The organism is Blautia sp. AF34-10 (genome assembly GCF_003477865.1).
Lineage (GTDB): Bacteria > Bacillota > Clostridia > Lachnospirales > Lachnospiraceae > Fusicatenibacter > Fusicatenibacter saccharivorans.
The window spans coordinates 25,036-51,400 of record NZ_QUED01000019.1 but is presented as its reverse complement, the minus strand read 5'-3'; the positions used below and the strand labels follow the sequence as shown (position 1 = coordinate 51,400).

At 48.7% G+C, this 26,365-nt stretch carries 21 protein-coding genes and 3 pseudogenes; 12 read left to right on the top strand and 12 right to left on the bottom strand.

Going from position 1 to position 26,365, the window contains the following annotated elements:
* Positions 1-77 precede the first annotated feature (77 nt).
* The 5 genes from DWZ60_RS12010 to DWZ60_RS11990 all read right to left on the bottom strand — a co-directional run bounded on the left by DWZ60_RS12010 (position 78) and on the right by DWZ60_RS11990 (position 7,826).
* Positions 78-1,253, bottom strand: coding sequence for an ABC transporter substrate-binding protein (locus tag DWZ60_RS12010; RefSeq protein ID WP_158576398.1), 1,176 nt, complete (start codon positions 1,251-1,253; stop codon positions 78-80).
* A gap of 203 nt (positions 1,254-1,456) precedes the next feature.
* Positions 1,457-2,122 carry an RluA family pseudouridine synthase gene (locus DWZ60_RS12005; RefSeq protein ID WP_055265689.1) on the bottom strand — a complete coding sequence of 222 codons (666 nt, stop codon included), beginning with the start codon at positions 2,120-2,122 and terminating at the stop codon, positions 1,457-1,459.
* A gap of 895 nt (positions 2,123-3,017) precedes the next feature.
* Entirely contained in the window at positions 3,018-5,306 is a 2,289-nt protein-coding gene (locus tag DWZ60_RS12000) for a hydratase (protein WP_195997431.1), read from the bottom strand.
* 119 nt (positions 5,307-5,425) lie between these two features.
* Complete coding sequence (locus DWZ60_RS11995; RefSeq protein ID WP_055219318.1) at positions 5,426-6,517, bottom strand: PucR family transcriptional regulator; 1,092 nt, start codon at positions 6,515-6,517, stop codon at positions 5,426-5,428.
* Positions 6,518-6,713: 196 nt separating this feature from the next.
* Positions 6,714-7,826 carry an ABC transporter ATP-binding protein gene (locus DWZ60_RS11990; protein ID WP_055219170.1) on the bottom strand — a complete coding sequence of 371 codons (1,113 nt, stop codon included), beginning with the start codon at positions 7,824-7,826 and terminating at the stop codon, positions 6,714-6,716.
* 349 nt (positions 7,827-8,175) lie between these two features.
* On the opposite strand from DWZ60_RS11990, the gene DWZ60_RS11985 reads away from it, so the two are divergent.
* Positions 8,176-8,991, top strand: coding sequence for a YesL family protein (locus DWZ60_RS11985; RefSeq protein ID WP_022461035.1), 816 nt, complete (start codon positions 8,176-8,178; stop codon positions 8,989-8,991).
* 102 nt (positions 8,992-9,093) lie between these two features.
* Here the strand turns inward: DWZ60_RS11985 and DWZ60_RS11980 are convergent, their stop codons facing one another.
* Genes DWZ60_RS11980 through DWZ60_RS11970 form a run of 3 tightly spaced genes read right to left on the bottom strand, consistent with a single transcriptional unit; the run spans position 9,094 to position 12,483 of the window.
* Positions 9,094-9,606 carry an ATP-binding protein gene (locus DWZ60_RS11980; protein ID WP_158576397.1) on the bottom strand — a complete coding sequence of 171 codons (513 nt, stop codon included), beginning with the start codon at positions 9,604-9,606 and terminating at the stop codon, positions 9,094-9,096.
* Positions 9,607-9,608: 2 nt separating this feature from the next.
* Complete coding sequence (locus DWZ60_RS11975; RefSeq protein WP_119221684.1) at positions 9,609-11,771, bottom strand: sensor histidine kinase; 2,163 nt, start codon at positions 11,769-11,771, stop codon at positions 9,609-9,611.
* Between the two features lie 16 nt (positions 11,772-11,787).
* Positions 11,788-12,483, bottom strand: coding sequence for a response regulator transcription factor (locus DWZ60_RS11970; protein WP_022461396.1), 696 nt, complete (start codon positions 12,481-12,483; stop codon positions 11,788-11,790).
* A 192-nt stretch (positions 12,484-12,675) separates the two neighbouring features.
* Here DWZ60_RS11970 and DWZ60_RS11965 point away from each other — a divergent pair, with 192 nt between their 5' ends.
* From DWZ60_RS11965 to DWZ60_RS11925, 9 genes and pseudogenes are all read left to right on the top strand, one after another.
* Positions 12,676-13,134: a GGDEF domain-containing protein gene (locus DWZ60_RS11965; protein ID WP_158568585.1), complete on the top strand. Its 459-nt coding sequence runs from the start codon at positions 12,676-12,678 to the stop codon at positions 13,132-13,134.
* 419 nt (positions 13,135-13,553) lie between these two features.
* Positions 13,554-14,948 (top strand): magnesium transporter, encoded by a 1,395-nt coding sequence (gene mgtE / locus DWZ60_RS11960; protein WP_022461398.1) that lies wholly within the window; start codon positions 13,554-13,556, stop codon positions 14,946-14,948.
* A gap of 201 nt (positions 14,949-15,149) precedes the next feature.
* Positions 15,150-16,537, top strand: a pseudogene (locus DWZ60_RS11955) (alanine/glycine:cation symporter family protein).
* A gap of 60 nt (positions 16,538-16,597) precedes the next feature.
* Positions 16,598-17,503 carry an alpha/beta hydrolase gene (locus DWZ60_RS11950; RefSeq protein WP_055219163.1) on the top strand — a complete coding sequence of 302 codons (906 nt, stop codon included), beginning with the start codon at positions 16,598-16,600 and terminating at the stop codon, positions 17,501-17,503.
* A gap of 1 nt (position 17,504) precedes the next feature.
* Positions 17,505-18,245, top strand: a complete 741-nt coding sequence (locus DWZ60_RS11945; protein WP_055219161.1) for a LytR/AlgR family response regulator transcription factor — start codon at positions 17,505-17,507, stop codon at positions 18,243-18,245.
* A 51-nt stretch (positions 18,246-18,296) separates the two neighbouring features.
* Positions 18,297-18,956: a sensor histidine kinase gene (locus tag DWZ60_RS11940; RefSeq protein WP_055219159.1), complete on the top strand. Its 660-nt coding sequence runs from the start codon at positions 18,297-18,299 to the stop codon at positions 18,954-18,956.
* 184 nt (positions 18,957-19,140) lie between these two features.
* The gene (locus DWZ60_RS11935) at positions 19,141-20,943 is read left to right on the top strand and encodes an ABC transporter ATP-binding protein (protein ID WP_119221683.1); all 1,803 of its coding nucleotides are present in this window, start codon (positions 19,141-19,143) and stop codon (positions 20,941-20,943) included.
* Positions 20,943-21,377: a hypothetical protein gene (locus DWZ60_RS11930; RefSeq protein WP_119206918.1), complete on the top strand. Its 435-nt coding sequence runs from the start codon at positions 20,943-20,945 to the stop codon at positions 21,375-21,377. The genes DWZ60_RS11935 and DWZ60_RS11930 overlap by 1 nt, the downstream gene beginning before the upstream one ends.
* Positions 21,296-22,762 carry an ABC transporter ATP-binding protein gene (locus DWZ60_RS11925; protein ID WP_119208736.1) on the top strand — a complete coding sequence of 489 codons (1,467 nt, stop codon included), beginning with the start codon at positions 21,296-21,298 and terminating at the stop codon, positions 22,760-22,762. Before DWZ60_RS11930 ends, DWZ60_RS11925 begins: the two co-directional genes overlap by 82 nt.
* 109 nt (positions 22,763-22,871) lie before the next feature.
* Here DWZ60_RS11925 and DWZ60_RS11920 read toward each other — a convergent pair whose 3' ends face one another.
* The 4 genes and pseudogenes from DWZ60_RS11920 to DWZ60_RS11905 all read right to left on the bottom strand — a co-directional run bounded on the left by DWZ60_RS11920 (position 22,872) and on the right by DWZ60_RS11905 (position 24,911).
* Positions 22,872-23,477 carry an NUDIX hydrolase gene (locus DWZ60_RS11920; protein WP_119221682.1) on the bottom strand — a complete coding sequence of 202 codons (606 nt, stop codon included), beginning with the start codon at positions 23,475-23,477 and terminating at the stop codon, positions 22,872-22,874.
* Between the two features lie 18 nt (positions 23,478-23,495).
* Positions 23,496-23,753, bottom strand: a complete 258-nt coding sequence (locus DWZ60_RS11915) for a hypothetical protein (protein ID WP_119221681.1) — start codon at positions 23,751-23,753, stop codon at positions 23,496-23,498.
* An 81-nt stretch (positions 23,754-23,834) separates the two neighbouring features.
* Positions 23,835-24,242: pseudogene (locus tag DWZ60_RS11910) on the bottom strand (glycoside hydrolase family 3 N-terminal domain-containing protein); the annotation flags it as partial.
* Between the two features lie 30 nt (positions 24,243-24,272).
* Positions 24,273-24,911: a bifunctional 4-hydroxy-2-oxoglutarate aldolase/2-dehydro-3-deoxy-phosphogluconate aldolase gene (locus tag DWZ60_RS11905; RefSeq protein WP_118659454.1), complete on the bottom strand. Its 639-nt coding sequence runs from the start codon at positions 24,909-24,911 to the stop codon at positions 24,273-24,275.
* Positions 24,912-25,115: 204 nt separating this feature from the next.
* On the opposite strand from DWZ60_RS11905, the gene DWZ60_RS11900 reads away from it, so the two are divergent.
* Positions 25,116-25,991, top strand: a complete 876-nt coding sequence (locus DWZ60_RS11900) for an AraC family transcriptional regulator (RefSeq protein ID WP_055265553.1) — start codon at positions 25,116-25,118, stop codon at positions 25,989-25,991.
* Between the two features lie 54 nt (positions 25,992-26,045).
* Positions 26,046-26,308: pseudogene (locus DWZ60_RS20865) on the top strand (hypothetical protein).
* Positions 26,309-26,365: the final 57 nt, after the last annotated feature.

Here is a 26,365-nt window from a genome sequence, read left to right as displayed (position 1 = left end):
TCCGCACTGCAGCGCAGAAAACCCGGCAGGCAAAGGAACATTCCCTTGTCTGCCGGGTTCATTTTTTATCCTGATTTTCAGTTATAAAGATACTTCTGATTTGTCTCCAGATCGATCGTGTCTTTGTCGAGCCACTGATATCCCGTATCGATCTTCTGATCTACCGGAAGTCCCTGAATCGCGCGGACGGCCGCCACGATTGCCGCATAGCCAAGACCGTACGGATTCTGCGTTACGGTACCGTACTCGCGTCCCTCCTGGATCGCTTTCTGCTGTTTTTCACCGGAATCAAAACCGACAATCTGAATCTGCTCAGTATTTTCCATATCTGCCAGCGCATCCAGCGTCTGGTCTGCCATGTCTTCGTTCGTACAGAAGATGCCCTTCAGAGCCGGGTAGGTTTCAAGTGTATTTTTCAGCATGTCCGCGATGGATTCTTCTCCATCTCCGTAATTCACCTGAACCACTTTCACATCGGTATATTTTTCTTCGATCTCTTTTTTAAATGCTTCCACGCGCTCTACGCTGCTCTCGGTGTTGTACTGATGTGCAACAATCGCAACCTCTCCGCTGTTGCCGATGGCCTCGCAGAGATGATCTGCCGCAAGCTTTGCTGCCGCTGCGTGATCAGTCGCACATGTCGAGGTGATCAGATCACTCTCGATACCGGAATCCGCGATGACGACCGGAATCTGGCTGTCGGAAGCCTCTTCCATCTGTGCCTGTCCCGACTGCTGGTCAATGATGCCAAGGATCAGCGCGTCCGGATTTTCCGAAATGACAGAGTCGATGATATTGATCTGAGAGTTGGTGTCACTTTCATTTTCCGGGCCTTCAAATGTCATATAAACTTTGTCGTTTCCGGTGTAGCCAAGCGAGGCGTTCAGATCGTCAAGTGCCTGCTGCGCACCGGCTTTTACGGCTTTCCAAAAACCGGCACTTAAGTCTTTTGCAACCACGGCGATGTAAGAGCCTTTTTCAACGTTAAGTCCATCCACGGTGTCGTACAATGCTTCCATGCCGTCTTTGTGCGGAACGGTGATTTCTATTCGTTTTTTGTCTGCTTCTTTTCCTTCATCTCCAGAGCTTTCAGAAGATGTGGATGCACTGGCTGACTCTGCTGTAGAATCTGCGCTGGACGATGAGGCCTCCGGCTTTCTTCTGCCGCCGGAGTTTCTGTCACTTCCTGAGACGACGATGCTGCGGTGCTCTTGTCTGTCACTGCTTCTTTTCCGCATCCAGCTGCCGAGCACAGCAGGATTCCGGAAAGCAGTACTGCAATCATTCTGCGTTTCATAATTCTCCCTTTCTGCTTTGCCTGATGAATCATTTTCCATTACTTTTTACAGTTTTATTACATAACCTTTCTCTATTATACACAAACCGTAAAAATAGTCCAGTCCTGTTTTCTTATGATTTTCTGAACTTTTTTGCAATTTCACATAGCTCTGAATAGTTACACAAAGCTGTGGAAGATTTCACCTTCTGGTTTTACGGTAAACGAAAGCCGTTTGCCTGTCCGCGGATGCTTCAGCTCGAGATGATGCGCGCACAGCGCCAGAGATCCTTTCTCTTTCGCCCCATATTTTGCATCACCCGCCAGCGGATATCCCGCATGGGAAAACTGGACGCGGATCTGGTGGTGGCGGCCCGTTCCGAGGTGGATCTGCACCAGGGTTCGGTTCTCCTGTGTCCTTATCACTTCATATTCCAGCACCGCTTTTTTCGCTCCGGCGGTGCCTGGCTGTACGACGCGGGATGTGTTGCTCCGTCCGTCTTTCACAAGGAAATCCTCAAACTTCTGCACGCCCTGTTTTTCGATTTTTCCCTCACAGACGGCGAGATACTCTTTCTTCATCGTCCCGTCCTTCACCTGCCGTCCCAGTTTTCCTGCGGCGTCTTTGTTTTTCGCAAACACCAGCACGCCCTCAACCGGCTGATCGAGCCGGTGAACGACCGCCAGATATGGAATCTGAGTCCGCGCCTGACCCGGTGTTTCCGCCCTTGCCTGCTTCGCCAAATAATTCAGCAGCGCATGCTCCAGATCCATCTGTCCCATCCGCGCATTCTGCACTGCCATACCCGCGTGCTTGTGAACAACAAGAATATCGTTATCTTCCATTAAAATATCTTCTCTGCAAAATCCAGCCACTTTCTTCTCCTGTTCTGACTTCTTATTTTCGATACACGGATTTCTCCGCTGTTATGCTTTAAGAAGTATGCACCATTTCCGCCGCATCTGTCAAGAAAAACATGCCCGGCGGACGAATTACACAACACAGAAAGCGATCGCCATACCAATCATTTTTTCTGATACAGCGACCGCTTTTTCTTTATTTTCCATATTCAGTTTTTTCTCTACTTTCAAGGATTTTCACTGGTTTTCTTTCTTTACCGATCTGTGATCTTTGTTTTCGCTTTCGTTTGATATTTCAAAGATCGTTTCTCTTCCATTTCCCTGTTGTAGATTTTCTTTTTTTCGGGAAGATGTTCTTTTTCAGAGGCTTTTCCTTTGCGGTTAAGATTTCCACTCCGAAAATCTTTTCCTTAGGATTTCCTAAGATCTGCTCTGATCTCATGTTTATCAAAAGGTTTTCTTTCGAACTTCTTTTGTATGGATCTTTATCTCAGGTTTTCTTTCCTTTCGGAAGTCTCTCATCTTAAGAACATCTTCCTTTTCCCTTTTTTTCCATTCTTCTATAGAAGATTTCTCGTCTCTTTCTATGAAAATGGTTTGTTCTCTTGAAAAGGGGGTCCCAAGTCTTTCTCTTTGTACCTCTTGGTTAGGTTTTTGTTTTCTTGTTTCTTTGTGATTTTAATATAACAGATCCGTCAGCATTTGTCAACACATTTTTAAAATATTTTTACTGTTTTTTTATATCACTTTTCCTTTTCTTAATTATTGTGTTTATTTTCTGAATTTTATATTATTTTCTGATATTTTATTTCAAATAAGTGCGCAGAAAAAGAGCTATGAAACAGACTTTTCTCCTGCCACACAGCTCTTTCTCAAATACTTATCCTCTATAATAGTTGATCAGGCATCCCTTGCGGATGATTTCTCTCTCATCATCGGTCAGCGCGCCTAACGTCATCTCGAACGGAACAAGTGCTCCGTCTTTTACAACGTACGCTTTGATCACATCGGCTTTCTCTTCCACTGCCTTGCGGATCTCCGGTACAAAGATGTAATCTCCGTTTGTAAACGGCAGATCTCTCTCCGGGATCAGGAATGGAAGCATGCCCCAGTTGATCAGGTTGGAGCGGTAGCGCTTCGTTGCATACTCGTTGGCGATGTTTGCCCAGCCGCCTAATACCTTCTGGCAGGAAGCTGCCTGCTCACGCGCAGAGCCGTCGCCCGGTTTTACAGCGAAGATGGTGGATCCGACACCGACGTTTGTCTTGTCGATATCCGGGTACTGGGTATGGATGGCTGCGAAGACCGGTTTCAGTTCCGGAAGTGCCTCTGCCGGGCAGTTTCCTTCCTGGATGGCTTTCTCTGCGACCTGTACTTCTTTTGCACGTCCCACGTAAGCCGGATCTTTTCTTGACAGGGTGAACTCTGCCAGTCCGAGCGGGTTGGAACGGAAGGAAGAAGTCTCGCCGGATGGAATCAGCTCATCGGTTGTCGTAACCGGATCGTGGATCTCGGAAACAACCTTCAGAATCAGGTTCTCGGCAAGCTGCGGCATAGCCGGCCAGTCTTTGATGTTCGGTCCGAACTGGATTTCTACAGACGGATCTGCCACACCCTTGCTGTCGAAGACACGGTTCTCGTAAATCTTCTTGTCGAAGTGGTATGCCGGCTTCGTGTATGTTCCGGTGAACTCGTCTGCTGCGGTCAGGAATCCCTTGTTTGCTGCGGTTGCTGCAATGGAACGTGCATCCATCAGGGCAACGGAAGAAATCTGGCCGTTCTGGATCTTGGATCCCTCGCGGTTCGGGAAGTTTCTGGTGGAGTGACGGATTGAGAACGCATTGTTTGCCGGAGTATCGCCTGCGCCGAAGCACGGTCCGCAGAATGCGGTTTTTACGATCGCACCAGTTTCCAAAAGATCTGCCAGTTTTCCGTTTCTTGCCAGCTCCATATAGATCGGGGTACTTGCCGGGTAAACACTTAAGGTGAACGCATCGTCGCCAATGCTGTGGCCTTTCAGGATATCGGCTGCGTCGCAGATGTTCTCAAATCCGCCGCCGGCGCATCCTGCGATGATTCCCTGGTCTACCAGGAGTTTTCCGTCGTGTACTTTATTTTTCAGAGTGAACGGAACTTTTCCGTCGAGGCTGATGGCTGCTTTCTTCTCTACATCGTTCAGGATGTCATCGAGGTTTGCTTTCAGCTCTTCAATGGTATAAACATTGCTCGGATGGAACGGCATCGCGATCATCGGTTTGATCTTGTCGAGTTCTACTTTTACAACGCCGTCATAGTAAGCAACCGCGCCAGGATTCAGCTCTTTGTAATCTGCGCTTCTGCCGTGGATCTGATAGAACTCGCTGATCTTCTCATCGGTTCTCCAGATGGAGGACAGACACGTTGTCTCGGTTGTCATAACGTCCACACCGATCCGGTAATCTGCGCTTAAGGAAGATACGCCAGGTCCTACGAACTCCATAACTTTGTTCTTTACGTAACCATTTGCAAAGACTGCACCGATGATGGCAAGTGCAATATCCTGCGGTCCTACGCCCGGCTGCGGTGCGCCTGTCATGTAAATTGCGATCACTCCCGGCATAGCGATATCATATGTTTTGGAGAGAAGCTGTTTTACCAGCTCCGGTCCGCCCTCGCCCATGGCCATGGTTCCGAGTGCACCGTAACGGGTGTGGGAGTCGGATCCGAGGATCATTTTTCCGCCGCCGGCAAGCATCTCGCGGGCAAACTGATGAATTACTGCCTGATGAGGCGGTACATAGACGCCGCCGTACTTTTTCGCACAGGTAAGACCAAACATGTGGTCATCTTCGTTGATGGTTCCGCCGACTGCGCAAAGGGAGTTGTGGCAGTTGGTCAGCACGTACGGTACCGGGAATTTTTCCAGTCCTGACGCGCGCGCGGTCTGAATGATTCCAACAAAAGTAATGTCATGCGATGTAAGTTTGTCAAATTTGATCTGCAGATTTTCCATGTTGCCGGAAACATTGTGGTCTTTTAAGATTCCATAGGCAATGGTTTCTTTTGCAGCATCCGCCGGACACGGCACAGCGCCGGTACGCGCTTTGAGTTCCGCGCGGCCTTCTTCTGTATCCGGGATGATATCGATTCCGTTGACAAGGTATGCACCTGTGTTCAGTAATTCAATCATGTCGTTCCTCTCCTCTTGTTGTTGATAAAATGTCAGGGTCAAAAAGTCTTTTGACCCCTTCGATACCCGGATTGCTCCGTGCTTTGCACTCCCGCAATCCTGTACGGCTCTGAACGGTTTTACAGATTTTCGCTGTTGTTCATATACGTCATGTAGCTTACGACCATCATGGCAATTTTAAAGGTCAGCGCATCGTCAAATTTACGAATGTCGAGTCCTGTGCTCTTCTCGAGCTTCTCCAGACGGTACACCAGAGTATTTCTGTGTACATAGAGCTGACGGGATGTCTCGGACACATTCAGGTTATTTTCAAAAAATTTATTGATTGTGGTCAGTGTTTCCTCATCGAACGTATCCGGCAGATTTTCGCCGAAGACTTCGGTCATAAACATTTCGCACAGCGGAATCGGGAGCTGATAGATCAGACGGCCGATGCCGAGGTTGTTGTACGGCACCACATTTTTGTCTGCGTAGAAAATTTTTCCTACCTCAAGCGCCATCTTCGCTTCTTTGTAGGAACGCGAAACACTCTTAATCTCGCTGACCGGATTTCCGTAAGAAACACGTACCTGGGACATTGCCTCTGCATTCAGCATATCAACCAGCATTCTTGCGGTCTGGTTCATATCCTCGAAGGTGTCGGTATCCTTCAGTTCTTTTACAATGATAATGCTCTTCTCATCGACTGCGGTGATGAAATCTCTCGGTCTTGAAGCAAAGAGGCTCTTTACTGTCTCCTGTGCGCTGATGTCTTTTTCCAGCTTCGTCTCTACCATGTAAACAACGCGGCGTACATCTGTGTCGATGCGAAGCTTTTTCGCGCGGTTGTAGACATCCACCAGAAGAAGATTGTCGAGAAGAAGGTTCTGGATAAAGTTGTTTTTGTCCAGACGCTCTTTGTATGCAATGATAAGATTCTGAATCTCACATACGGCAACCTTTCCGATCATATATGCATCGTCGCTGCTTCCTTTAGAAATCAGAATATACTCCACATTCTGGTTGTCATATACTTTAAAATAATGATATTCCTGTACAATCTGGCTGTCCGCAGCGGATAATACAAAAGAACGGATGCTTTCTGCATCAATCGCGGTTTCCGGGAATGTGGTCACCAGCAGAACACCATCCGTATTCGTCACACATAAATCAATTCTCGTAATATTTCTTAATTCATCAAGGGTTTTCTGTAATACCTGACTTGATACCAAATCTGCCACTTCCTTTCTCCTGGCGTATTTTACTCCAGGGTGCATCTTATCTATAACTATAGCTTATTTTTTTCTCATTGGCAACTATTTTTTGCTTCGCAAAAGGAGGGCGGTGCATATGCAAAAAGGACCGGCATCCGAACGGATGTCGATCCTTTTCTCTATGTTTGCGCATACGCGCTGATGTTCATATGGATTAGTTGGTAATGGTGATCTCTGTCTCTTTGTCGAACAGATGAACTTTCTCCATATCCAGAGCAAATTTAACGGTATCACCGCTTCTTGCAGTTGTACGAGGATCTACGCGGGCTGTCATCGGGAAGCCTTCGCAATCGAAGTACAGGTAAACTTCTGCACCTAACAGCTCGTATACGTTGATCTTGCACTCAACTACGCTGTCTTTGGAAGTTTCGATGAACATCTGAGAATCATGTACGTTCTCAGGACGGATACCCATAACAACGGTCTTTCCGTCATATCCGCCGTCGATAACAGCTTTTGCTTTGGAAGCCGGCAGTTTCATGTTGTATTTACCAACAGTAAGAGTAACGTCGTTTCCGTTAACTTTTACTTTTGCATCCAGGAAGTTCATCTGCGGAGATCCGATGAATCCTGCAACGAACAGGTTGCCCGGTGCGTTGTACAGGTTCTGCGGGGTATCTACCTGCTGAACAACTCCGTCTTTCATAACAACGATTCTGGTACCAAGTGTCATAGCCTCGGTCTGGTCATGTGTTACGTAGATGATGGTAGCGCCCAGTCTCTCATGCAGTTTGGAAATCTCGGTACGCATCTGTACACGAAGTTTTGCATCCAGGTTTGACAGAGGCTCGTCCATAAGGAATACTTTAGGATCACGTACGATGGCACGTCCCATAGCAACACGCTGTCTCTGACCACCGGAAAGAGCTTTCGGTTTACGGTCAAGCAGTTTCTCCAGGTCAAGGATTTTAGCTGCTTCTTTAACCTGTTTGTCGATCTGATCTTTCGGAACTTTTCTCAGTTTCAGACCGAATGCCATGTTATCATATACGGTCATGTGCGGATACAGAGCGTAGTTCTGGAATACCATTGCGATATCACGGTCTTTCGGCTCTACATCGTTTACTACTTTATCGTCAATTTTCAGAGTACCATCGGAGATCTCCTCAAGACCTGCGATCATACGAAGTGTTGTAGATTTACCACATCCAGATGGTCCTACGAAGATGATAAACTCTTTGTCAGCGATTTCCAGGTTGAAGTCTTTTACTGCTTCAAAACCGTTCGGATATCTTTTTGTAATGTGCTGTAAAGATAAACTTGCCATTTTTGAATCCTCCCTAAATGAACATCATGCGTTTTATTATGAGTTTTGCATTTGCATCTCTCTTGCTTATGGGACTAGTATACCTTTTCTACCCGCATTCGACCATGCCACAATTACACAAACTTTCCTCCGGCAGATTGGCAATTCTGCTTTCGGATTTTCTCGAACCGTTCTCTTCTGTCCACTTTGCACAAACAAAATGTTCACTCTTATACAAAATGACGAAACGAAAAGTTTATATTCTCTTCATTGCATTTTTCTGAAAAATTCGCTATACTTTTCTATGATGTCTGCCAGCCGGAACGTTAATCGGCGGCACACTTAATTCAACAGAAAAGAGGAACAAATTATGAGTTTTTTCAGCCTGGACAGTAAGTTCTCGCAGATTATGGGCCGTGTCTTCGACCTGATGATGCTGAACATTATTTTCCTTATTATGTGTATCCCGATTGTGACAATCGGCGCCAATTTCACAGCAATGTACTACGTCACGCTGAAGATGATCAAAAATGAGGAGACGTATATCTTCCGTACCTACTGGAAATCCTTCCGCGAAAACTTCAAGCAGGCAACTGCCATCTGGCTCATCCTGCTGGCGGTTCTGATTGTTCTGATTCTTGATCTTCTGCTGGTCATGAGAATGCCGGGTACCATCACCTACCTGCGTTTTGTTTTCCTGGTACTGATCTTTTTCGAGGCCATGGTACTTTCCTATGTATTTCCGGTACTGAGCCGCTTTGACAATACTGTAAAAAACACAATCAAGAACTCCATCCTGATGGCAATCCGCCACCTGCCGTGGACCATCATGATCCTGCTCGTCAATCTCTGTCCACTGCTGATCTATGTATTCTCCACGACAAAGATTGTCAGCTATCTGATTCTTCTGATGTTCCTTCTGGGCTTTTCCACGGTAGCGCTTGGATGCTCCTGGTTCTTTGTAAACAAAATCTTCCCATTTTATATGCCTGAGGAAGAAAAAGAGGTTCTGACACCGGAAGAAGAATCCTTGCGGGCACTGGAAGCAATGGACAGACCAAGCCCGCTGACTGAACGTTCCGATGACGCTGCTCCGGCTGAAACTACCGATGCTGCAGAAACTGCTTCGGAAGAGGAATCTGCAAGCCCGGCTGAACAGACAGAAACAGACGAAACAAACGAATAAATAAACTGCATTTCATAAACAACTCCCCGCCGAACCGCATCTGCTGCGTGTTTCCCGGCGGGGAGTTGTCGTTTTCTATTCTCTTTTATTTTTCAACACTTCTCAGGCATCCTGCTGTGCTTCCTCCTGTACCGCTTCCGGTACGATCATCGGAGGCATCGGTTTTTTCTCCTTTACAGCTTCATCAAACGTAATCGTAACCTTGAACAGGTCGCCGTCCAGATAAATGTTGAAGCTTCCATGCTGCAATACCGTCAGGTTCTTTGCGATTGAAAGACCCAGGCCGCTGCCCTCGGTGCTCCGGCTGACATCGCCGCGGATAAAACGCTCCGTCAGTTCATCTGCCTGGAAGTTCAGCGGGTTCTCGGAAATGTTCTTAATCGAGAGCTGAATCTTTCCGTCTTTTTTGATGGCATCCACATAAACCCGTGTTCCCGGCATGGCATATTTGCAGACATTTACGTACAGGTTCTCAAGCACGCGCCAGATGCGGCGGCTGTCCGCACGGATCAGAAGCGGTTCCGGCTGGAGAATACAGATCAGGTCGAGATTGCGGCCTTCGAACCGCTCCGCAAATTCTCCGTTCACCTGCTGTACCAGTTCATTCAGGTTCACGTTCATGAATTCCAGTTTAATATTTCCGGACTGATCTTCGATGCCTCGACAAGGTCCTCCGTCAGCTGTTTCAGGCGCTGTGATTTTTCGTCGAGTACGCGGATATAATCTTTCGCTTTCTCGTTTTCAATATTTTCCCGTTTCAGCAGATCGACATAATTAATAATAGAAGTAAGCGGTGTCTTGATATCGTGGGATACGTTGGTGATCAGATCCGCTTTTAAGCGCTCGCTCTTCATCTGCTCCTGCACTGCCGCTTTCATTCCCTCTCCGAGCGAATTGACAATTCCGGCAAGCTGAAGGTTGTCTTCCCCCTGCAGCTCCGTCAGGTCAATCTTGTAATCCAGATCGCCCGCAGCAATCTCTTTTAAGCCATGTTCAATCTGTTTTCTTCCGGATGCCTCGCGCAGCAGAAGAAGCAGCACTGCGGCATCCATCACCAGGGTAAGGAATACGCCGAACATTCCGAAGCCGCAGCAGAGAATGATCTGCACGCCGCAGAAAACGCAGAACATAAGGATCGTTCGCTCCGACTCCTGTCTGCCTTCATAGAAGGTTCTTCCGGCAGACACGATCCGGTGGCCGACGCAGTACAAAAACGACTGTTTCCAGACGTTGCGTGCTTTGATCCGGCGCACCAGTGAGCAGTACGGAATCAGTGTGATCAGAAATCCGGCGAGGATGCCCGATGCGGCCACCAGGCTTCGCCATGTATCTGCTTCATTTCCATAGGATCCGCTGTAGATGTAGTTTCCGTCAAAATTCTGGATATAATGAACGCCGCCATAGGAAAGTTCGATGCAGACAGCAACGATTCCAACTGCTCCCATCACAATCAGGATGGCGGCTGCAGCTGCGATTTCCGTGTACCACTGATCGAAAAAGTAAAGGCGGATTTCTTTGTTTTTTCCATTTCTTCCTGCCTGCAGTGTGAACAGGACCAGGCAGACCAGCGTTCCGATTCCGCCAACTGCAATCATCAGAAGAAGGAGCTGCATTTTCGGAAGCCACTGGCTGTAGATCTCACTGTACTGGGAGAAATAGTCGCTTGCTGCCAGATCCGGATCCAGTGCAACAAAGATCTTCTGATAATTATCTGCAATCTGATTGTTCAGCAGATAGCTTCTCGCTGCTTCCACGGCCGGGCTGTTTTTTCTTGTTGCATAAGAACGGACTTTGTCGGCACCGCCGGTCCGGTCAACAGCAAAGGCGAACGGATAGGGCGATTTCTGCGCAATGGCTGTTGTGTAACCATTTTTCCAGGAATCCACATTCGTATAGATATTTCCTTCTTTATCCTCCAGACAGTACCAGAGATTGGCATCGTCCGCATCGACGCTGATGCCGCTCTCCTGGTTTTTAAAAGCAGCAACTTCTTCCGTGACCCCGGAAAGTGTCATATACAGATCGCGGATGGATACCTTTTTCAGATTTGCCGCCGCGTACTCATAGAGGTACGTTCCCGCTTTCGTTTTCTGCGTTTCCAGGCTCATTCCCTGATCGTATAGATACAAAAACTGGGAGGAAACATCAGCAGGATCAATTTTTTTCTCTTTCAGGCTTTTCACTGCATTATCGGAAGGAAAGTAGACCTCGCCGTCCGGGGAAAAGCTGTCAAACGTCTCTGCATCTGCCGCGCTCACTTCTTCGGTGAGTGCGGCTACATCCGTCTCTTCTGTTTCCTGGCTCACGTCAGTTCCATCTTCGTATGCAAGATAGGCTTCTTTGTCAATTCCGGCATCGTTCGTCGCATAATTGTCCGCAGTATACGCTGCCACCTCATTGAGGTCTGCGCTGCTGCCGTCATCGTACATCTTGACAAGCTGGTCAATGGTGTACGTTGTACTTATCCCGCCGCTTCCCTCTCCATCGGTTGCAAAGGCACGGTAATCAATCTCTTTTGTTCCGTCGTATCGACCGTTTGTGCCGAATTTACTCATATCATTATAGTAGCTCATGACGTTATGAAGCTGCCGCTGCACCAGTGTGCCGCATGCGGTGGTTTCTTCAAACGCATACTTTTTTGCTGCCGCATTCGGCGTCAGGCCGACGCTGGAAAGCATCAGTGTCTGAATGCCCCCGAACAGCGCACTGGCGGCAAAAACGATCAGCAGAAGAAAAACGATCAGCTTCCCCGTCAGGCTGTAGAGTTTTCGTTCTTTCACAATTATTCACTCCTTATTATTGTTTCTCAATCTTATACCCAATTCCCCATACAACTTTCAGATAGCGCGGCTCCTTCGGGTTGATTTCGATTTTCTCACGGATGTGACGGATGTGGACCGCAACGGTGTTGTCCGCACCGATCGCCTCCTCGTTCCAGATGCTCTCGTAGATCTGTTCAATCGAAAATACCTTGCCTGGATTTTTTACCAGCAGCAGGAGAATATTGTATTCGATCGGGGTCAGTTTGACTGGTTCGCCCTCGACGCTGACTTCTTTTAAATCGTCGTTGACGAGAAGACCCCCGACCTGATACACATTTTCTCCGTCGTCCGCCGGAAGATTTCCAAGTTTCGTGTAGCGCCGCAGCTGAGATTTCACCCTCGCCACCAGCTCGAGCGGATTGAACGGCTTCGTCACGTAATCATCCGCGCCGATGTTCAGTCCCAGAATTTTGTCCACATCCTCTGATTTTGCGGACAGAATAATGATCGGAATACTGCTCTTTTCCCTGATTTTCAGCGTCGCACGGATGCCGTCCAGTTTCGGCATCATGACGTCGATAATCAGCAGCTGAATCTCCTCCCTCTCGAGCATCTGGATGGCCTGCATGCCGTCATATGCTTTCAGCACATGATAGCCCTCCTGGGTCAGATAAATCTCAATGGCGTCTACAATCTCTCTATCATCATCACATACTAAAATGTTGTACATTTCTTCTTTCTCCACCTTTCATTTTTTCTTTTCCGGCACTTTTTTTCCGCGCCGGACCTCCCACATGATTCAAAGATGATTGTACCGCAAATTCCCTCAAGTTGCCAGATGTCTTTTGTTTTCATCCTTACTGTACCAAAGGAATCTTTAGGTCCGCAAAGGAAAATCTTAAGTTTCTATAAAGTTTTGTCTGTGAATTCAGAGCTCAAACATTTTTTAGACAATTGCAATTATTTTCTTAGCACATCCCTGCTTGCCGTCTATGCGGATCGCAATAATTTAAAGATCATCAACGACCGGTACGGGCATGAAGAAGGGGACTTCTCCATCCGCCTTGTCGGACAGTTTCTGCAGGATTCCATCGGCAAACGCGGTGTCTGCGGACGCATCGGCGGCAATGAATTCGCATGTCTTGTTCCGTGTTCCGACGAAACAATGTCCAGGGATCTGTACCGGACGCTGCACTCCGCATTCGACATTTTTAATAGAACGAGCGAAAAAGCATATAATATTACCGTTTCCACCGGCTTTTATCTGCTTCCGAAAGACATGGATTCCACACTTCCGGAGATGCTCGCGCATGCGGATGCAATGCTTTACGAGGAGAAACAGAAACGAGATAAGAATGTTGCGAAAATTTTACCAAAATAGGAATTGATTTTTTTCTGGAAAGCAGTTAGAATACTTGAGGGATGATTTTTGAATCCTGTATTTCAAGCGAAACAGACCGGCAAAAACGGCTGTTTGATCAAAAAATTTCTAAAAAAAGGCAGGTGAACAGAATGGATAGTTGTGATTCTCATGGGCGAAGTACCAGCATAGGACGGGAACCGGAAAATATGCAGGATGACGGCCATCCTTCTGTCCTGCTTTAATCTTAAATATTTTCCCTTCTTATCCTATGAAAACCCGAAGTAAGACACATGATCCAAACCAGTTTTGAAACGTAATTCTCTGGTTCTTTTTTCGTGTGCTTTTACTGCCCTGTGAGGGTTCCAACATGCTTTTTCGCACCGACAGCACGCATGTTTTTTTCTGCTGTCAAAAAAAGAATGGAGGATAACGAAAAAATGGAAAAACGAGTACAGGATTATACCCAGGAGATCCTGGATACAATCCGCAGTAACTCTTCTCCGGCTGTCATGGGCAGCCGCCTGGAAGATTACCACGAAAATGACCTGGCAGATGTTCTGCCGCTTTTAACGGTTCCGGAGCGATGCAAACTGTACCGCATTCTGGACACGGACATGCTGTCCGATATTTTTGAGTATGCTGAATCCGACAACGTAGCCGAGTACCTCGAAGAGATGGATGTCAAAAAAGCCGCTTCCATCCTCTCCAAAATGGAGACCGATGCACTGGCCGAGGTTCTGCAGAAACTCGACAAAGCAAAGAAAAAACTTCTGATCGAACTGCTCGATCCGGAAGTACGCCACGATATTGAGATGATCGCCTCCTTCGATGAAGATGAAATCGGTAGCCGCATGACGACAAACTGCATCATCATCCGCGAGGATCTGAATGTCAAACAGGCGATGAGCAGCCTGATCGATCAGGCCGCAAAGAACGACAACATCTCTACCATCTTTGTTGTCAATGCGCAGCAGAAATTTTACGGAGCGATCGATCTGAAAAACCTGATCATCGCAAGACGCGACGAGACGCTCGAGGATCTGACCGTAACTTCTTACCCGTACGTATATGCAGAGGAGCCGATCAACGAGTGTATCGAAGAACTGAAGGATTATTCCGAGGATTCTATTCCGGTCCTCGACAATGACAACCGCCTACTCGGTGTCATCACATCATCAAACATCATCGACCTGGTTGATGATGAGATGGGTGAGGACTACGCGATGTTCGCAGGTCTGACCGCAGAGGAGGATTTAAAAGAGCCGTTAAAAGACAGTATGAAAAAACGTCTTCCATGGCTGATCATCCTGCTCGGTCTTGGCATGCTGGTTTCTTCTGTAGTCGGTATTTTCGAACAGGTTGTCACAACCCTTCCGATCATCATGACCTTCCAGTCCCTGATCCTTGACATGGCCGGAAACGTTGGTACCCAGTCCCTGGCTGTTACCATCCGTGTCCTGATGGATGAGTCCCTGACCGGAAAACAGAAATTACAGCTTGTTTTCAAGGAAATGCGCATCGGTTTCTGCAATGGTCTTCTGCTTGGTGTTCTGTCCTTTGCTGTCATCGGACTTTTCATCTTCTTATTCAAGGGAAAGACCATGATGTTCGCATTTTCCGTTTCCGCCTGCATCGGCATCGCACTGCTGCTGGCAATGCTGATTTCCAGTGCCGTCGGCACCTGCATTCCGCTGTTCTTCAAAAAGATCCACATCGATCCGGCGGTTGCTTCCGGTCCGCTCATCACGACGGTCAACGACCTTGTCGCTGTCGTTACATTCTATGGCCTGAGCTGGCTGTTCCTGATCGAGATGCTGCATCTCGCAGGCTGATCTTTTGATACGACTGAAAAATTTTTAAGAGGCAGATATCAACTTTTTCTGGTTTCGGAAAAAGCTGATATTTGCCTCTTATCTTTTCTCTTCCCTTCTTTACATTCCAAACAGAAACCGATATAATAGCAGGTAACGGTGCTTTTATGCTTTGACGTTTCACAGTGCCGCAAATATTTTGAAATGAGGGTTTTTGAAAACATGATTGTCAATCTCATCACCACAGTCTACAACTTTCTCTGGGGCGATCTTTTTACGATTCCGCTCCCGGGCGGCGGCAGTCTCGGAATCTCCCTTTTGATTCTTCTGCTGATCCCAACCGGCATCTATTTTACGATCCGGACACGTTTTCTTCCTATCCGTCTGTTCCCGGACATGATCCGTGCCCTGTCGGAAAAGAAAAATGAAAAAAGCAGCCTTTCTTCTTTTCAGACACTGATCGTTTCCACCGCAACGCGTGTCGGTATGGGAAATCTGGTCGGCGTTGTCGCTGCAGTCTCCGCCGGAGGCGCAGGTGCTGTGTTCTGGATGTGGGTGACGGCTATCATCGGCTCGTCTACCGCGTTTATCGAAGCTACGCTCGCACAGCTTCACAAAGAAGAAGATCCTCTGTACGGCGGCTACCGCGGCGGTCCTGCTACTACATTCACGATCTGGTTGAAGACCACCTCAAGAAGAAAAAACGATACGTTCTGCCGGCTGTTCTGTTTGCCATTGCCGGTCTGATCTGCTGGTGCGGTATCAGTCAGGTAATCAGCAACTCCGTGGCTTCTTCTTTTAAAAATGCATTTTCCATTCCGCCGCTTTACACCAGTATCATGCTGGTGATTCTTTCTGCAATCATCGTACTGCGGAAAAATGCAACCGTAAAGGTGCTGGATTTTATAGTTCCTGTCATGGCAGTCTGCTATTTCTTTATCACACTGTTTATCATCGCAGTCAACCTCCGTCAGATTCCTTCTGTGTTTGCACGCATTTTTGAGGAAGCCTTCGGACTTCGTCAGATGGCAGCCGGCGGTTTTGGTGCTGTTCTGATGAACGGTGTAAAGCGTGGTCTGTTTTCGAATGAAGCCGGTTCCGGCTCCGCTCCATGCGCCGCTGCCGCCGCAGAATGTGACCGCCCGGCCAAAGCAGGCCTTGTACAGGCGCTCGGCGTTTTTGTTGACACAATCGTCATCTGCAGCTGCACCGCAATGATTATGCTGCTTGCACCAAAGGATCTGATTAATGGCCTTTCCGGCATGGATCTCTTGCAGACCGCCATGCAGTATCATCTGGGAAAATTCGGTGTGATTTTCATTGCACTTACGCTGTTTTTGTTCAGCTTTTCCACGTTCCTCGGCATTTTGTTCTATGCCAGAAGCAACGTTGCCTACCTGTTCGGTGACAAGTGGTGTTTCCAGACCGCTTACAAGGTTCTTGCACTTGTAATGCTGTTTATCGGCGGTATTGCCGCATACACTTTTGTGTGGGATCTTGGTGATGTCGGCATCGGGCTGATGACAATTTTCAACATTATTGCACTGTATCCACTTGCAGGTGAGGCGCTTTCCGAGTTAAAATCATATGAGGAGTCGAAGAAATCGTAAATCCTGTGGATTGCTGTTTCGGACCGAAAAATGGGTTTTTGAAAAAGGAGGTTTTTACACATGATCATTGAACCATCAAACTACACGTATGAGACAATGCCGGACTACACAGACGCGGTAGACGGCGCCGTGGAAATTCCGGTGACCGGAGAGGAAATTGAGATCCGCTATGCGCATGAAGTTGTCTACGACGAGGCGCACAATCTTCATCTGGAAATTTTCACACCATTCCAGATGGCGCACCCGGAGCGCACTTGGCCGTGCATCACATTTATTCAGGGATCCGCCTGGATGAAACAGTATGTCTACCAGAAGGTCGGCATGATCGCCCGTCTGGCGCAGCGCGGCTACGTTGTTGCAATCGTCGAATACCGTCACAGCGGAATCGCACATTTCCCAGCGCAGATCATCGACGCAAAAAATGCGGTACGTTTTCTGCGTGCGCATGCGGAGGAATACAAGCTGAATCCATCGCAGATGTTCCTGATGGGAGATTCTTCCGGCGGACAGGTTTCTTCCGTTGCCGGCATGACCGCAAAGAGCGGAAAACTTGACGAGCCGATCAATGAGGAAAGCTGCGAGGTATGCGGTATTATCGATCTGTACGGAGCTGTTGATGTGACACTGCCGTACGGCTATCCGATAACGCTGAACCATCAGAAACCAGACAGCCCGGAGGGCATGCTGATGGGCTATGACATTACCGAGCATCTTGAGGAGGCTAAGGCAGCCTGCTCCAAAACATACGTGAACGAGGATTTCCCGCCGATGCTGATCGCACACGGCACCAAGGACACGATGGTGTTCTGCCAGCAGAGTGTCGATCTCTACCACGCATTAAAGGATGCCGGAAAAGATGTACAGCTGTATCTTCTTCGCGGCGCAGACCACGGCGGTGCCGCATTCTGGACCGAGGAAATGATTACCGTTTACGATAACTTCTTCAAAAAATGTTTGGGTGAATAACATGAGAATTGCTTACTGCGAAGATGAACCGGCGCAGCGTTCCCGGATGGAACTGCTGCTCCGCACCTTTGCGGAGCGAAAAAGGCTTCCTCTGACCGTGGAAGCCTTTTCAGACTCCGCCGCTTTTCTGTTCCAGTATCCCGGCTCGTATCCGTTTGATCTCATCTTTCTCGATATTGATCTCGGCGGAATGGACGGCATGGCGCTGGCGCGGAAAATCCGTGAAACGGACAGTGAGGTGCCGATTCTCTTTCTGACGAATCATAAAGAATATGTTTTCGAAGGATATGAGGTGCAGGCGTTCCGGTATCTCTTAAAGCCGGTGACAGAGGATACACTGTTTCCGCTGCTCGAGGAGCTGCAGGCGATGCGCGGACAGGAAAAGCCGCATCTGCTGCTTTCACTTGGCGGGGAGACGCAGAAGCTGTTTCTCTCCGACCTGCTTTTTGTGGAATCCGATAATCATTATCTGACGCTGCATACAGCCGCCGGAATGGAAACTTTTAAGAAAAATCTGTCGGAGTTCCGCGAAGAACTTTCTGCCGCATGGCAGGCTTCTGGTGAGACGGGGGAATGTTTTGCGGCCGCACACCGGAGTTATCTTGTGAATCTCGCTCATGTGGAGCGGATCACGCGGACGGAATGTCTCTTGTCGGACGGAACAAAAATTCCGGTCAGCCGCGGATGCTATGCATCACTCAACCATGCGTTCCTGCAGTTTTACCGGCCGAATGCGTTTTAAAGGTTTTGCATTTTTTAATTTCCAATTCCGAACGAACCGAGGTGATGTTTCATGGCGCACATTCCATTTTTATCCCATTATCTGGAACGCAAAAATATCGAATACCAGAACCAGCTTCTCGCCCGCCAGGTCGAGGAAGTGCAGAATATCTATCTGACAATGCGCGGCTGGCGCCATGATTACCACAATCATCTGCAGTCAATGAAGGCATATGTTGAGATGGGACAGTATGATAAGCTGCAGGAATATCTCGGGCTGCTCGAAAATGATCTCGATCAGGTCAACCAGCTCTGCGACTCGGGGAATGTGAATCTCGATGCGATTTTAAATTCCAAAATTTCACTCGCCGAAAAGAACGGCATCCGCGTGGATTACAAGGCAGCCTGCCCGGCCAATCTTACGGTGAGTGATATTGATCTCTGCGCGCTGATCGGAAATCTGATTGACAATGCGGTGGAAGCATGCGAGGGCCTTGCGGATCCCTATATCCGGCTTTATATTGGTGTGCTGAAAAACCAGCTGTATATTTCCGTTACGAATGCAACAAAGGATACTGTGCGGAAGCTGGACAGCGAGTATATCACCACGAAGCGCGGAAATCACGGGCATGGGCTGAAACGGATCAATCTTGTTGTGGAAAAGTACGAAGGATATATCAACCGGCAGAACGAGCCCGGCGTTTTCGTGACGGAGATTATGCTGCCGCTGTAAAAAGCTCTTTCCAGAATTTTTTGATTTTGTCCGATGATTCTACAGAAAAATTTTGCAGAACGTGAACACTTTTTTTGCTGTTCGCGTTCTTTTTTGTTCCATTTACGTACTTTTCCCCCGTGTTTTGCATGAATATGGTAGGATAACTACAGTTCACGAAAGACATGTGACAGAGGAGGTCTTTATGTATTCATTATGGTCTAACTACATTTATATTCATCGGGAGCTGTGGCATTACAGCAAAAAGCCGTTTCTCTTTCAGGCACTCGAAATCGTCTCACAGGTGCTCACCGGCTTTTTCGGGATTCTGCTTCCTGCCGGGATTCTCCTGTTTCTGGAACAGAGCAGCGGCTTTTCCGGATTTGCACTTGGAACGCTCGTTCTCTTTCTTTGCTATGCCGTTGTTTTTGTCAGCCACACCTTTCTGCAATCGCGGAACGCCTGGCAGTATACCGAATTCCGGACCGGCTTTTTTACGCGCCGCCTTCTCTGTCATTTCATGCAGATAGATTATGCGGTTCTGACAGAACCAAAAACGCTGCAGCTCGCCGAAAAAGCCGTCGGAGCCATCTGCAGCAACTGGGTCGGCGTGGAAGGCATGTTCCGATACGATGTCACAATTTATTCTTCGTTTCTTGGGCTGATTCTCTACGCAGGACTGATCGGAACCGTCCATCCGGCTATCATTCTTCTGCTGCTTGTGCTCTCGGTTCTGCAGTTTCTCAGCTACCGCCGCGCGGCTTCTTACGAAGTCCGCCGCAGAGACGATCTGTCTGAAATTGAAGTATCGCAGCGCTATTTCCAGAAACAGTCGTACAACACATCCGCCGGAAAGGATATCCGTCTGTATCAGCTGAACGGATGGCTCGATGGTGTTTATCGCCAGCTCAACAAGCGGTATCAGAAAATTCTGTTCCGCATCCGCAGCGCCTACTTTGCAAATGATCTGCTGACACTTACACTACAGCTTCTGCGCGACGGAATCTGCTATGGCTTTCTGATTTACCGTCTATCCCACGGCACGATGACCGTATCCGGCTTTGTGCTTGCGCTCGGTGCCGTCTCCGGTTTTTCTTCATATTTTAACGAGATCACCGCCGCGCTCTCCAAATCCGTGCTCTGTCTCGAGCAGATCCGCTGGATGCGGGAATTCTTCGATCTCCCGTTCCCTGCAGGCCACACGCTGCCGTTCCGGCCGGAACTTGCGGAAGAAAAACCGCTGGAAATCTGCTTTTCCCACGTCTCGTTTTCCCATCCGGGCGGCGATAAAAGGATCCTCGATGATGTCAGTTTTACACTCCATGCGGGCGAGCATACGGCACTTGTCGGCATCAACGGCGCCGGAAAATCCACCATTGTCAAGCTGATCTGCGGGCTATATCAGCCAACGGAAGGGAATATCACCATCAACGGCATTCCCCTTGGCAGTCTGAATCCGGCACAGTATTACAAAGCAATCGCGGCGGTCTTTCAGGACCCGTTTGCACTCTCGTTTTCGATTGCAGAAAATGTGAGCTGCTCCCCACTGGAAGAGACCGATCGTAACCGTTGCCGAGAAGCACTCATCCGCGCCGGACTCTGGGAAAAAATTGCAAGTCTGCCGCAGAAAGAAGAAACCTATCTTGGCAAGGATATGGCGGACGACGGCATTACGCTTTCCGGCGGTGAAATGCAAAAACTGATGATGGCGCGGGCACTCTATAAAAATTGCCATCTGCTCCTGCTCGATGAGCCGACGGCTGCGCTCGATGCAATCTCGGAAAATAAAATGTACGAAACCTACAGCACACTGCTGAAAAATAAGACTGCGCTTTTCATCTCGCACCGTCTTGCATCGACACGCTTCTGCGATACGATCCTGTTTCTCGAAAACGGAAAGATCAAAGAATGCGGAACCCACGATGAGCTGATTGCCCTTGGCGGATCGTATGCGCATATGTTTGAGGTGCAGAGCCAGTATTATCAGGAAACGGAGGAAGATATCTGATGAAAATGAAAGAACGGTTTCATGCCATCTGCCGCTTTTTAACTATGGTGAGCCAGGGCAATCACCGCGTGCTGTTCTGGCTTCTCGGAAGCGCTTTTGCAGCTGCAACGCTGCCGTATCTCTCCTTGTTTTTCTCGGCGCGAATTTTGAATTTACTGCTTGCAAAGTCGTACCGCGCCTGTCTGTATACTGTTGTCGTCTTTCTGCTTACGCAGTATGGGCTGGGATTGTTTGAAAAAATCTGCCGTCAGTATCTCGACGGCCAAAAAGAACTCTGTCTTGCACGCACGGAACAGAAAATCACCGCAAAGGCGCTGGAGCTGGAGTTTGAGAAATTCGAAAAACAGAGACGATGGATGCCATCCGGCGCACCAACGTCTCCTCCATGGGATCGGGAAATGTGGGTGACCAGCTCATTGTCATTCATACGCTGATCACTTCCCTGCTCTCGGTTCTCTATGCCCTGTTTTTCCTGCTCCGTCTGTTTCTTCTGTCCGACAGCAGCAGGAATAACTTTTTCACCTCGTCGTTTTCGATGCTTGCACTGCTCCTGCTCTGTGGTGTGCAGCTTGCACTTTCCTCCCGCATCAACCGCAGGAGTACGCAGAAAAAGATAGAGCTGAACCAGGGCAACGACCATTCCAACTCGGTTGCCAATTATCTCGTTAATGTGATGCTTGAAGAACGGCGCGCGGACGATATCCGCATCGGTCATCTCGATCATTTTCTCGACGTACAGTTTGGAAAAGCCATGGAACACTTTCTGCCGATGTACCTCGACTTCGCCCGCTTCTCCGCCATCACAGACGGAAAAAACGCGCTGCTTTCGCTCCTTTCCAATTTCGCTGCGTACCTTGTGATCGGCGCCAGGGCTCTGTACGGCGTTCTCCCCATTGGGGATGTTCTTCTGTATGCCGGTTCCGTGACACGCGCCATGAGTGATCTTCAGACATTTCTCGCAACCGGATCGGAGTTCGACTATATCAATTCCTATCTCTCGACCTATGAGGATTTCATTGCGCAGCCGTCTATGGCCTACGACGGTACACTGCCGATTGAGAAACGCGACGACGGCCAGTACGAATTTGCGTTCCACGATGTCTCATTCTCTTATCCCGGTACGAATATTCCGGTACTCGAACATGTGACACTGTCCTTTGCCGTCGGCGAAAAAACCGCCCTCGTTGGCCGTAACGGAGCCGGAAAGACAACACTCATCAAGCTGCTCTGCCGCCTGTATGAGCCAACTTCAGGTTACATCACCCTGAATGGCATTGACATCCGCAAATATAGCTACAAAGAGTACACGCAGGCATTCTCCGTCGTTTTCCAGGATTTCCACCTGTTTTCCCTCCCGCTCGACGAAAACATCGCCGCCGGAACCGAGATTGATGAAGCTGCTTTGCAATCCTCTCTTGCAAAAGTCGGTCTCACCGACCGTGTACAGCAACTCCCGCAGGGCGTCCGCACCCGCCTTTACAACAACAACGGCTCCGGTGTCGACCTTTCCGGCGGCGAGGCCCAGCGCACCGCCATCGCCCGCGCCCTCTACAAGGATGCCCCGTTCGTCATCCTCGACGAGCCGACCGCAGCCCTCGACCCGATCGCTGAGGCCGAAATCTACAAACAGTTCAGCCAGATGACCGCCGGTAAAACGGCTGTCTACATCTCCCACCGCATGAGCAGCTGCAAATTCTGCGACCGCATCATCGTCCTCGACCACGGCCGCATCGCCGAAGACGGAACCCACGACACCCTCCTCGCAAACCACGGCATCTACGCCAATCTTTACGAAACCCAGGCCCAATACTACACCTGAGTCCTCACCCTCCCGTCCCCCACAACGTAAATGGGAGTCAGAAAAACACAACCCCTGGCAGTTCGTGCTAAGAACTTCCAGGGGTTGTGTTTTTCTGGCTCCCCTCCACTTATTTCAGGAATGCAAACGGCTCCTCATCATGAATAAAATGCATCAGATGATACGAGCACATAATCGCTACATTCTCTTCTCTGAGGATTCTCTTTGCCTCCTCACGGTCCGCCAAGACAACCTCAATAACTTCGCTCTCCTCCAAGTATTTCCGGCTGATCTCACCCTCACACCAGCCGTAAACTGCGGAGCATGCCTCGTCTGTCATTCCAATGGTTGTGAAGAACGGTTTTTCATAACACGGATCTACTTTTAACGGGTGGAACGTAAGCCCCGTCTCCTCGTGCATCTCACGCACTGCCGCTTCGTGGAACTCCTCACCTGATTCTACGAGGCCTGCCGGAAATTCGTAGATGTAGTCGTCAATGGAAACACGGTACTGGCGAACCAGAACGATTTTATCGCGCTTCTCCCCGTACAGACTGTACATCAGCACGCCGTCCGGCGTATTCTTCTTCGTCTTGATCTTCAGCGCTTCCATCGTTTTCGCGCGCGAAGCAACATAGTAACGGAACAGGTGATCCACCTTGTTCTTCCCTTCCACCAGATAAAGATTTACATATGGATTCTCCGTCTGTTTCGTAATTTTTTCAATCTTCGGCATGGTATCGCTCCCCCTTCTTTACGCATCAAAATCAGCCTCAAACACGCCCTCCGGGGTGCGCATCGTCAGCACGCCGAGGTTGAATTCATCATCCATCACCGTGATGTGGTACTCGAAAATCACATCATCATCAAATTTCGATAATACCACATAGGAACCGTTCTCTTTTCCCTCGATCTGGTCGCAGATGTCATCGTAAACATCGCTTCCCGAAATCGGCCGCGGATAGCCGGATTCTTTAATTTTCTTTTCAATCATTTCATATAATTCGTTCATGTTCTGCCCTCGTTTTTCTTTTTATCGGTTATGTTTCATTGTACCACGAAAAGACCCGCGGGGACAATCCATTGCGGCGATTCACCGTGAACTTTTTTTATTTTCATACATCTTCTGGTCCGCCTGTTTCATGATGACGGATTCCGAGATTTCCATGTTTTCCCGGACCATTCCGCCGACGGTGCCGTTGATTCTGTTGTACGCCGTCATGATGCCCTCTGCACCGCTCTCCTCAATACATCTGCGGAACGGCTCGAGATACAGCTCATATTTATTCCGCGGGTCAATCGAAGAGTTCTTCCAGCCGCGGCCGACCTCGGTGTTGTTTCCATAGAAGTGTTTCAGGGTTGATGCACAGCGCAGATATTTTGGATCGTCGCCCTGCATTCCCTCGATGTAAGCGCCGGCCATTTTTCCGGTCAGCACAGGGTCCTCGCCGTAGCCCTCCTCGTTTCTTCCCCATCTCGGATCACGCTCGAGGTCAACGGTCGGTGCCCAGCGGCTGCGGGAAGGATGTCGTCACGTCCGGCTTTCCTTTACGATCTCAACCGCCTCTTTCACCAGCTCTTCAATGCGGTCGAATTCGTTGTTTTCAATCATCATATTTTTTACCATCCAGCTTCCGCCGCATGCTGCGATGCGGTCGTATGCCAGGTATTCTCTTACATTCTGCGGGTTGATGCCGCCGGTCGGCATGAATTTCATCATGGTGTACGGTGCTGCGATGGCACGGATGTATTTCAGTCCGCCTGCCGGTTCTGCCGGGAAGAATTTCACCATGGTGAGCCCAAGACCGATCGCCTGCTCCATCTCAGTCGGGGTCACGATGCCCGGGATCACTGGTACTTCGTGTGCCTGGCACCATTTTACTACCTCCGGGTTGAGGCCCGGGCTGACGATAAATTTTGCTCCGGCTTTCACGGCGCAGTCCGCCTGCTCGATTGTGAGCACAGTTCCGGCTCCCACCAGCATCTCCGGGAATTTTTCGCTCATAATGCGGATGGATTCTTCTGCCGCATCGGTGCGGAAGGTCACTTCGGCGCAGGCAAGTCCGCCCTTGCAGAGAGCTTCGGCAAGCGGCTCTGCTTTTGCTGCATCCTGTAAAACGACAACCGGCACAATGCCGTATGTTCCAAGCTGTTCGAGAATCTGATTCATGATAGCTGTTCCTCCGTTTTGATCTTTATCTGAAAATTATTCTGCATTCTGTTTTTATTTTATTCCCTTGTATCATAACCGGACAGGTTATTTTTTTCTATTGTGCGGATTGCCGAATACATTGTAAAACTTGCTGTTTTGTGATATGCTGGGAATTGTTGTTATGGTTCAAAAATATCATTTTTTTGCAAGGATGCTTTTATTATGAAAGAAAAACTGCAGACGAAATTTGCCACCCGGCAGTACATGATTTCGGATACGTTTGAGTTATACTATTACAGCACCGACGATGTGCCCGGCGTAAAAGAACATACGCATACGCATTATGAGTTCTATCTCTTTCTCGAAGGGGCGATCTCACTGGAAATCGACGGAGTGCTCTACACACCGACGCCCGGCGATCTTCTTCTGATTCCGCCCGGCGTGCCGCATCATCTGGTGATGCACGACCTGTCTGTGCCGTACCGCCGCTTTGTGTTCTGGGTCAGCGCCGCTTTTGCAGAACAGCTCCGCGCCCGTTCCGCCGACTACGTTTACCTGATGGAATACGCTGCCGAAAATCAGAAATATCTGTTCCCGCTCGATTCCGTCGAGTTCAACACGATCCAGTACCGCACCATCCGACTGATTGAGGAAATGCGGTCCGATCATTTTGGAAAAGAGACGCAGATTTTTCTCTACGTCAGCGACCTGCTGATGCAGATCAACCGCACGGTGTATGAACAGCACCACCCGCTCACCCGGAAGGCGCAGCTTTCGCTGTATGAACAGCTCTGTTTCTATATTGATGAGCACCTGTCCGAGGATCTGTCGCTCGAACGGCTGGCGGCGGAACTTTTTGTGAGCAAATATCACATTGCACACGTTTTCAAGGATGAAATCGGCATGTCGATCCACCAGTACATTTCCAAAAAGCGGCTGGCAAGGTGCCGTGAAGCGCTGCTCGGCGATGTACCGGTCACGAAGGTGTATCTGCTGTTCGGATTTCACGACTATTCGAGTTTTTACCGCGCGTTTAAAAAAGAGTACGGGATCTCGCCGAAGGATTTTAAAGAACTGCATACCGTTACCAGCGATTAACACGGTCGTTCCAAATGCACTGTTCACTTTGTACTTTTCAGGAGGATTTTTAATATGTTTCAGATGTGGGGAAAATTAGTGGAAAACAATCATATTCTTCAGGATCTTACCGTCTGCATCGACGATGAGGATACCAGAACGCACAAGGTCTTCCGTGCGCTCGATGAAATCTGTGATGCCTGGATCTGGCGAAGCCGATCTGGCTCGATACGAATATTTCGGAGTTTAAACGGAGATCGAAAACGCGGTTCACACAGGATAATTTTATTGAATCGCTGGAGTTTGATTATCTGGAAATTCAGATTACAGAGGAATAATGTTCTCTCGTTTTTGCAGCGAATAAAGCAAATGCAAAAGCCGGGCATCCGGCGGAA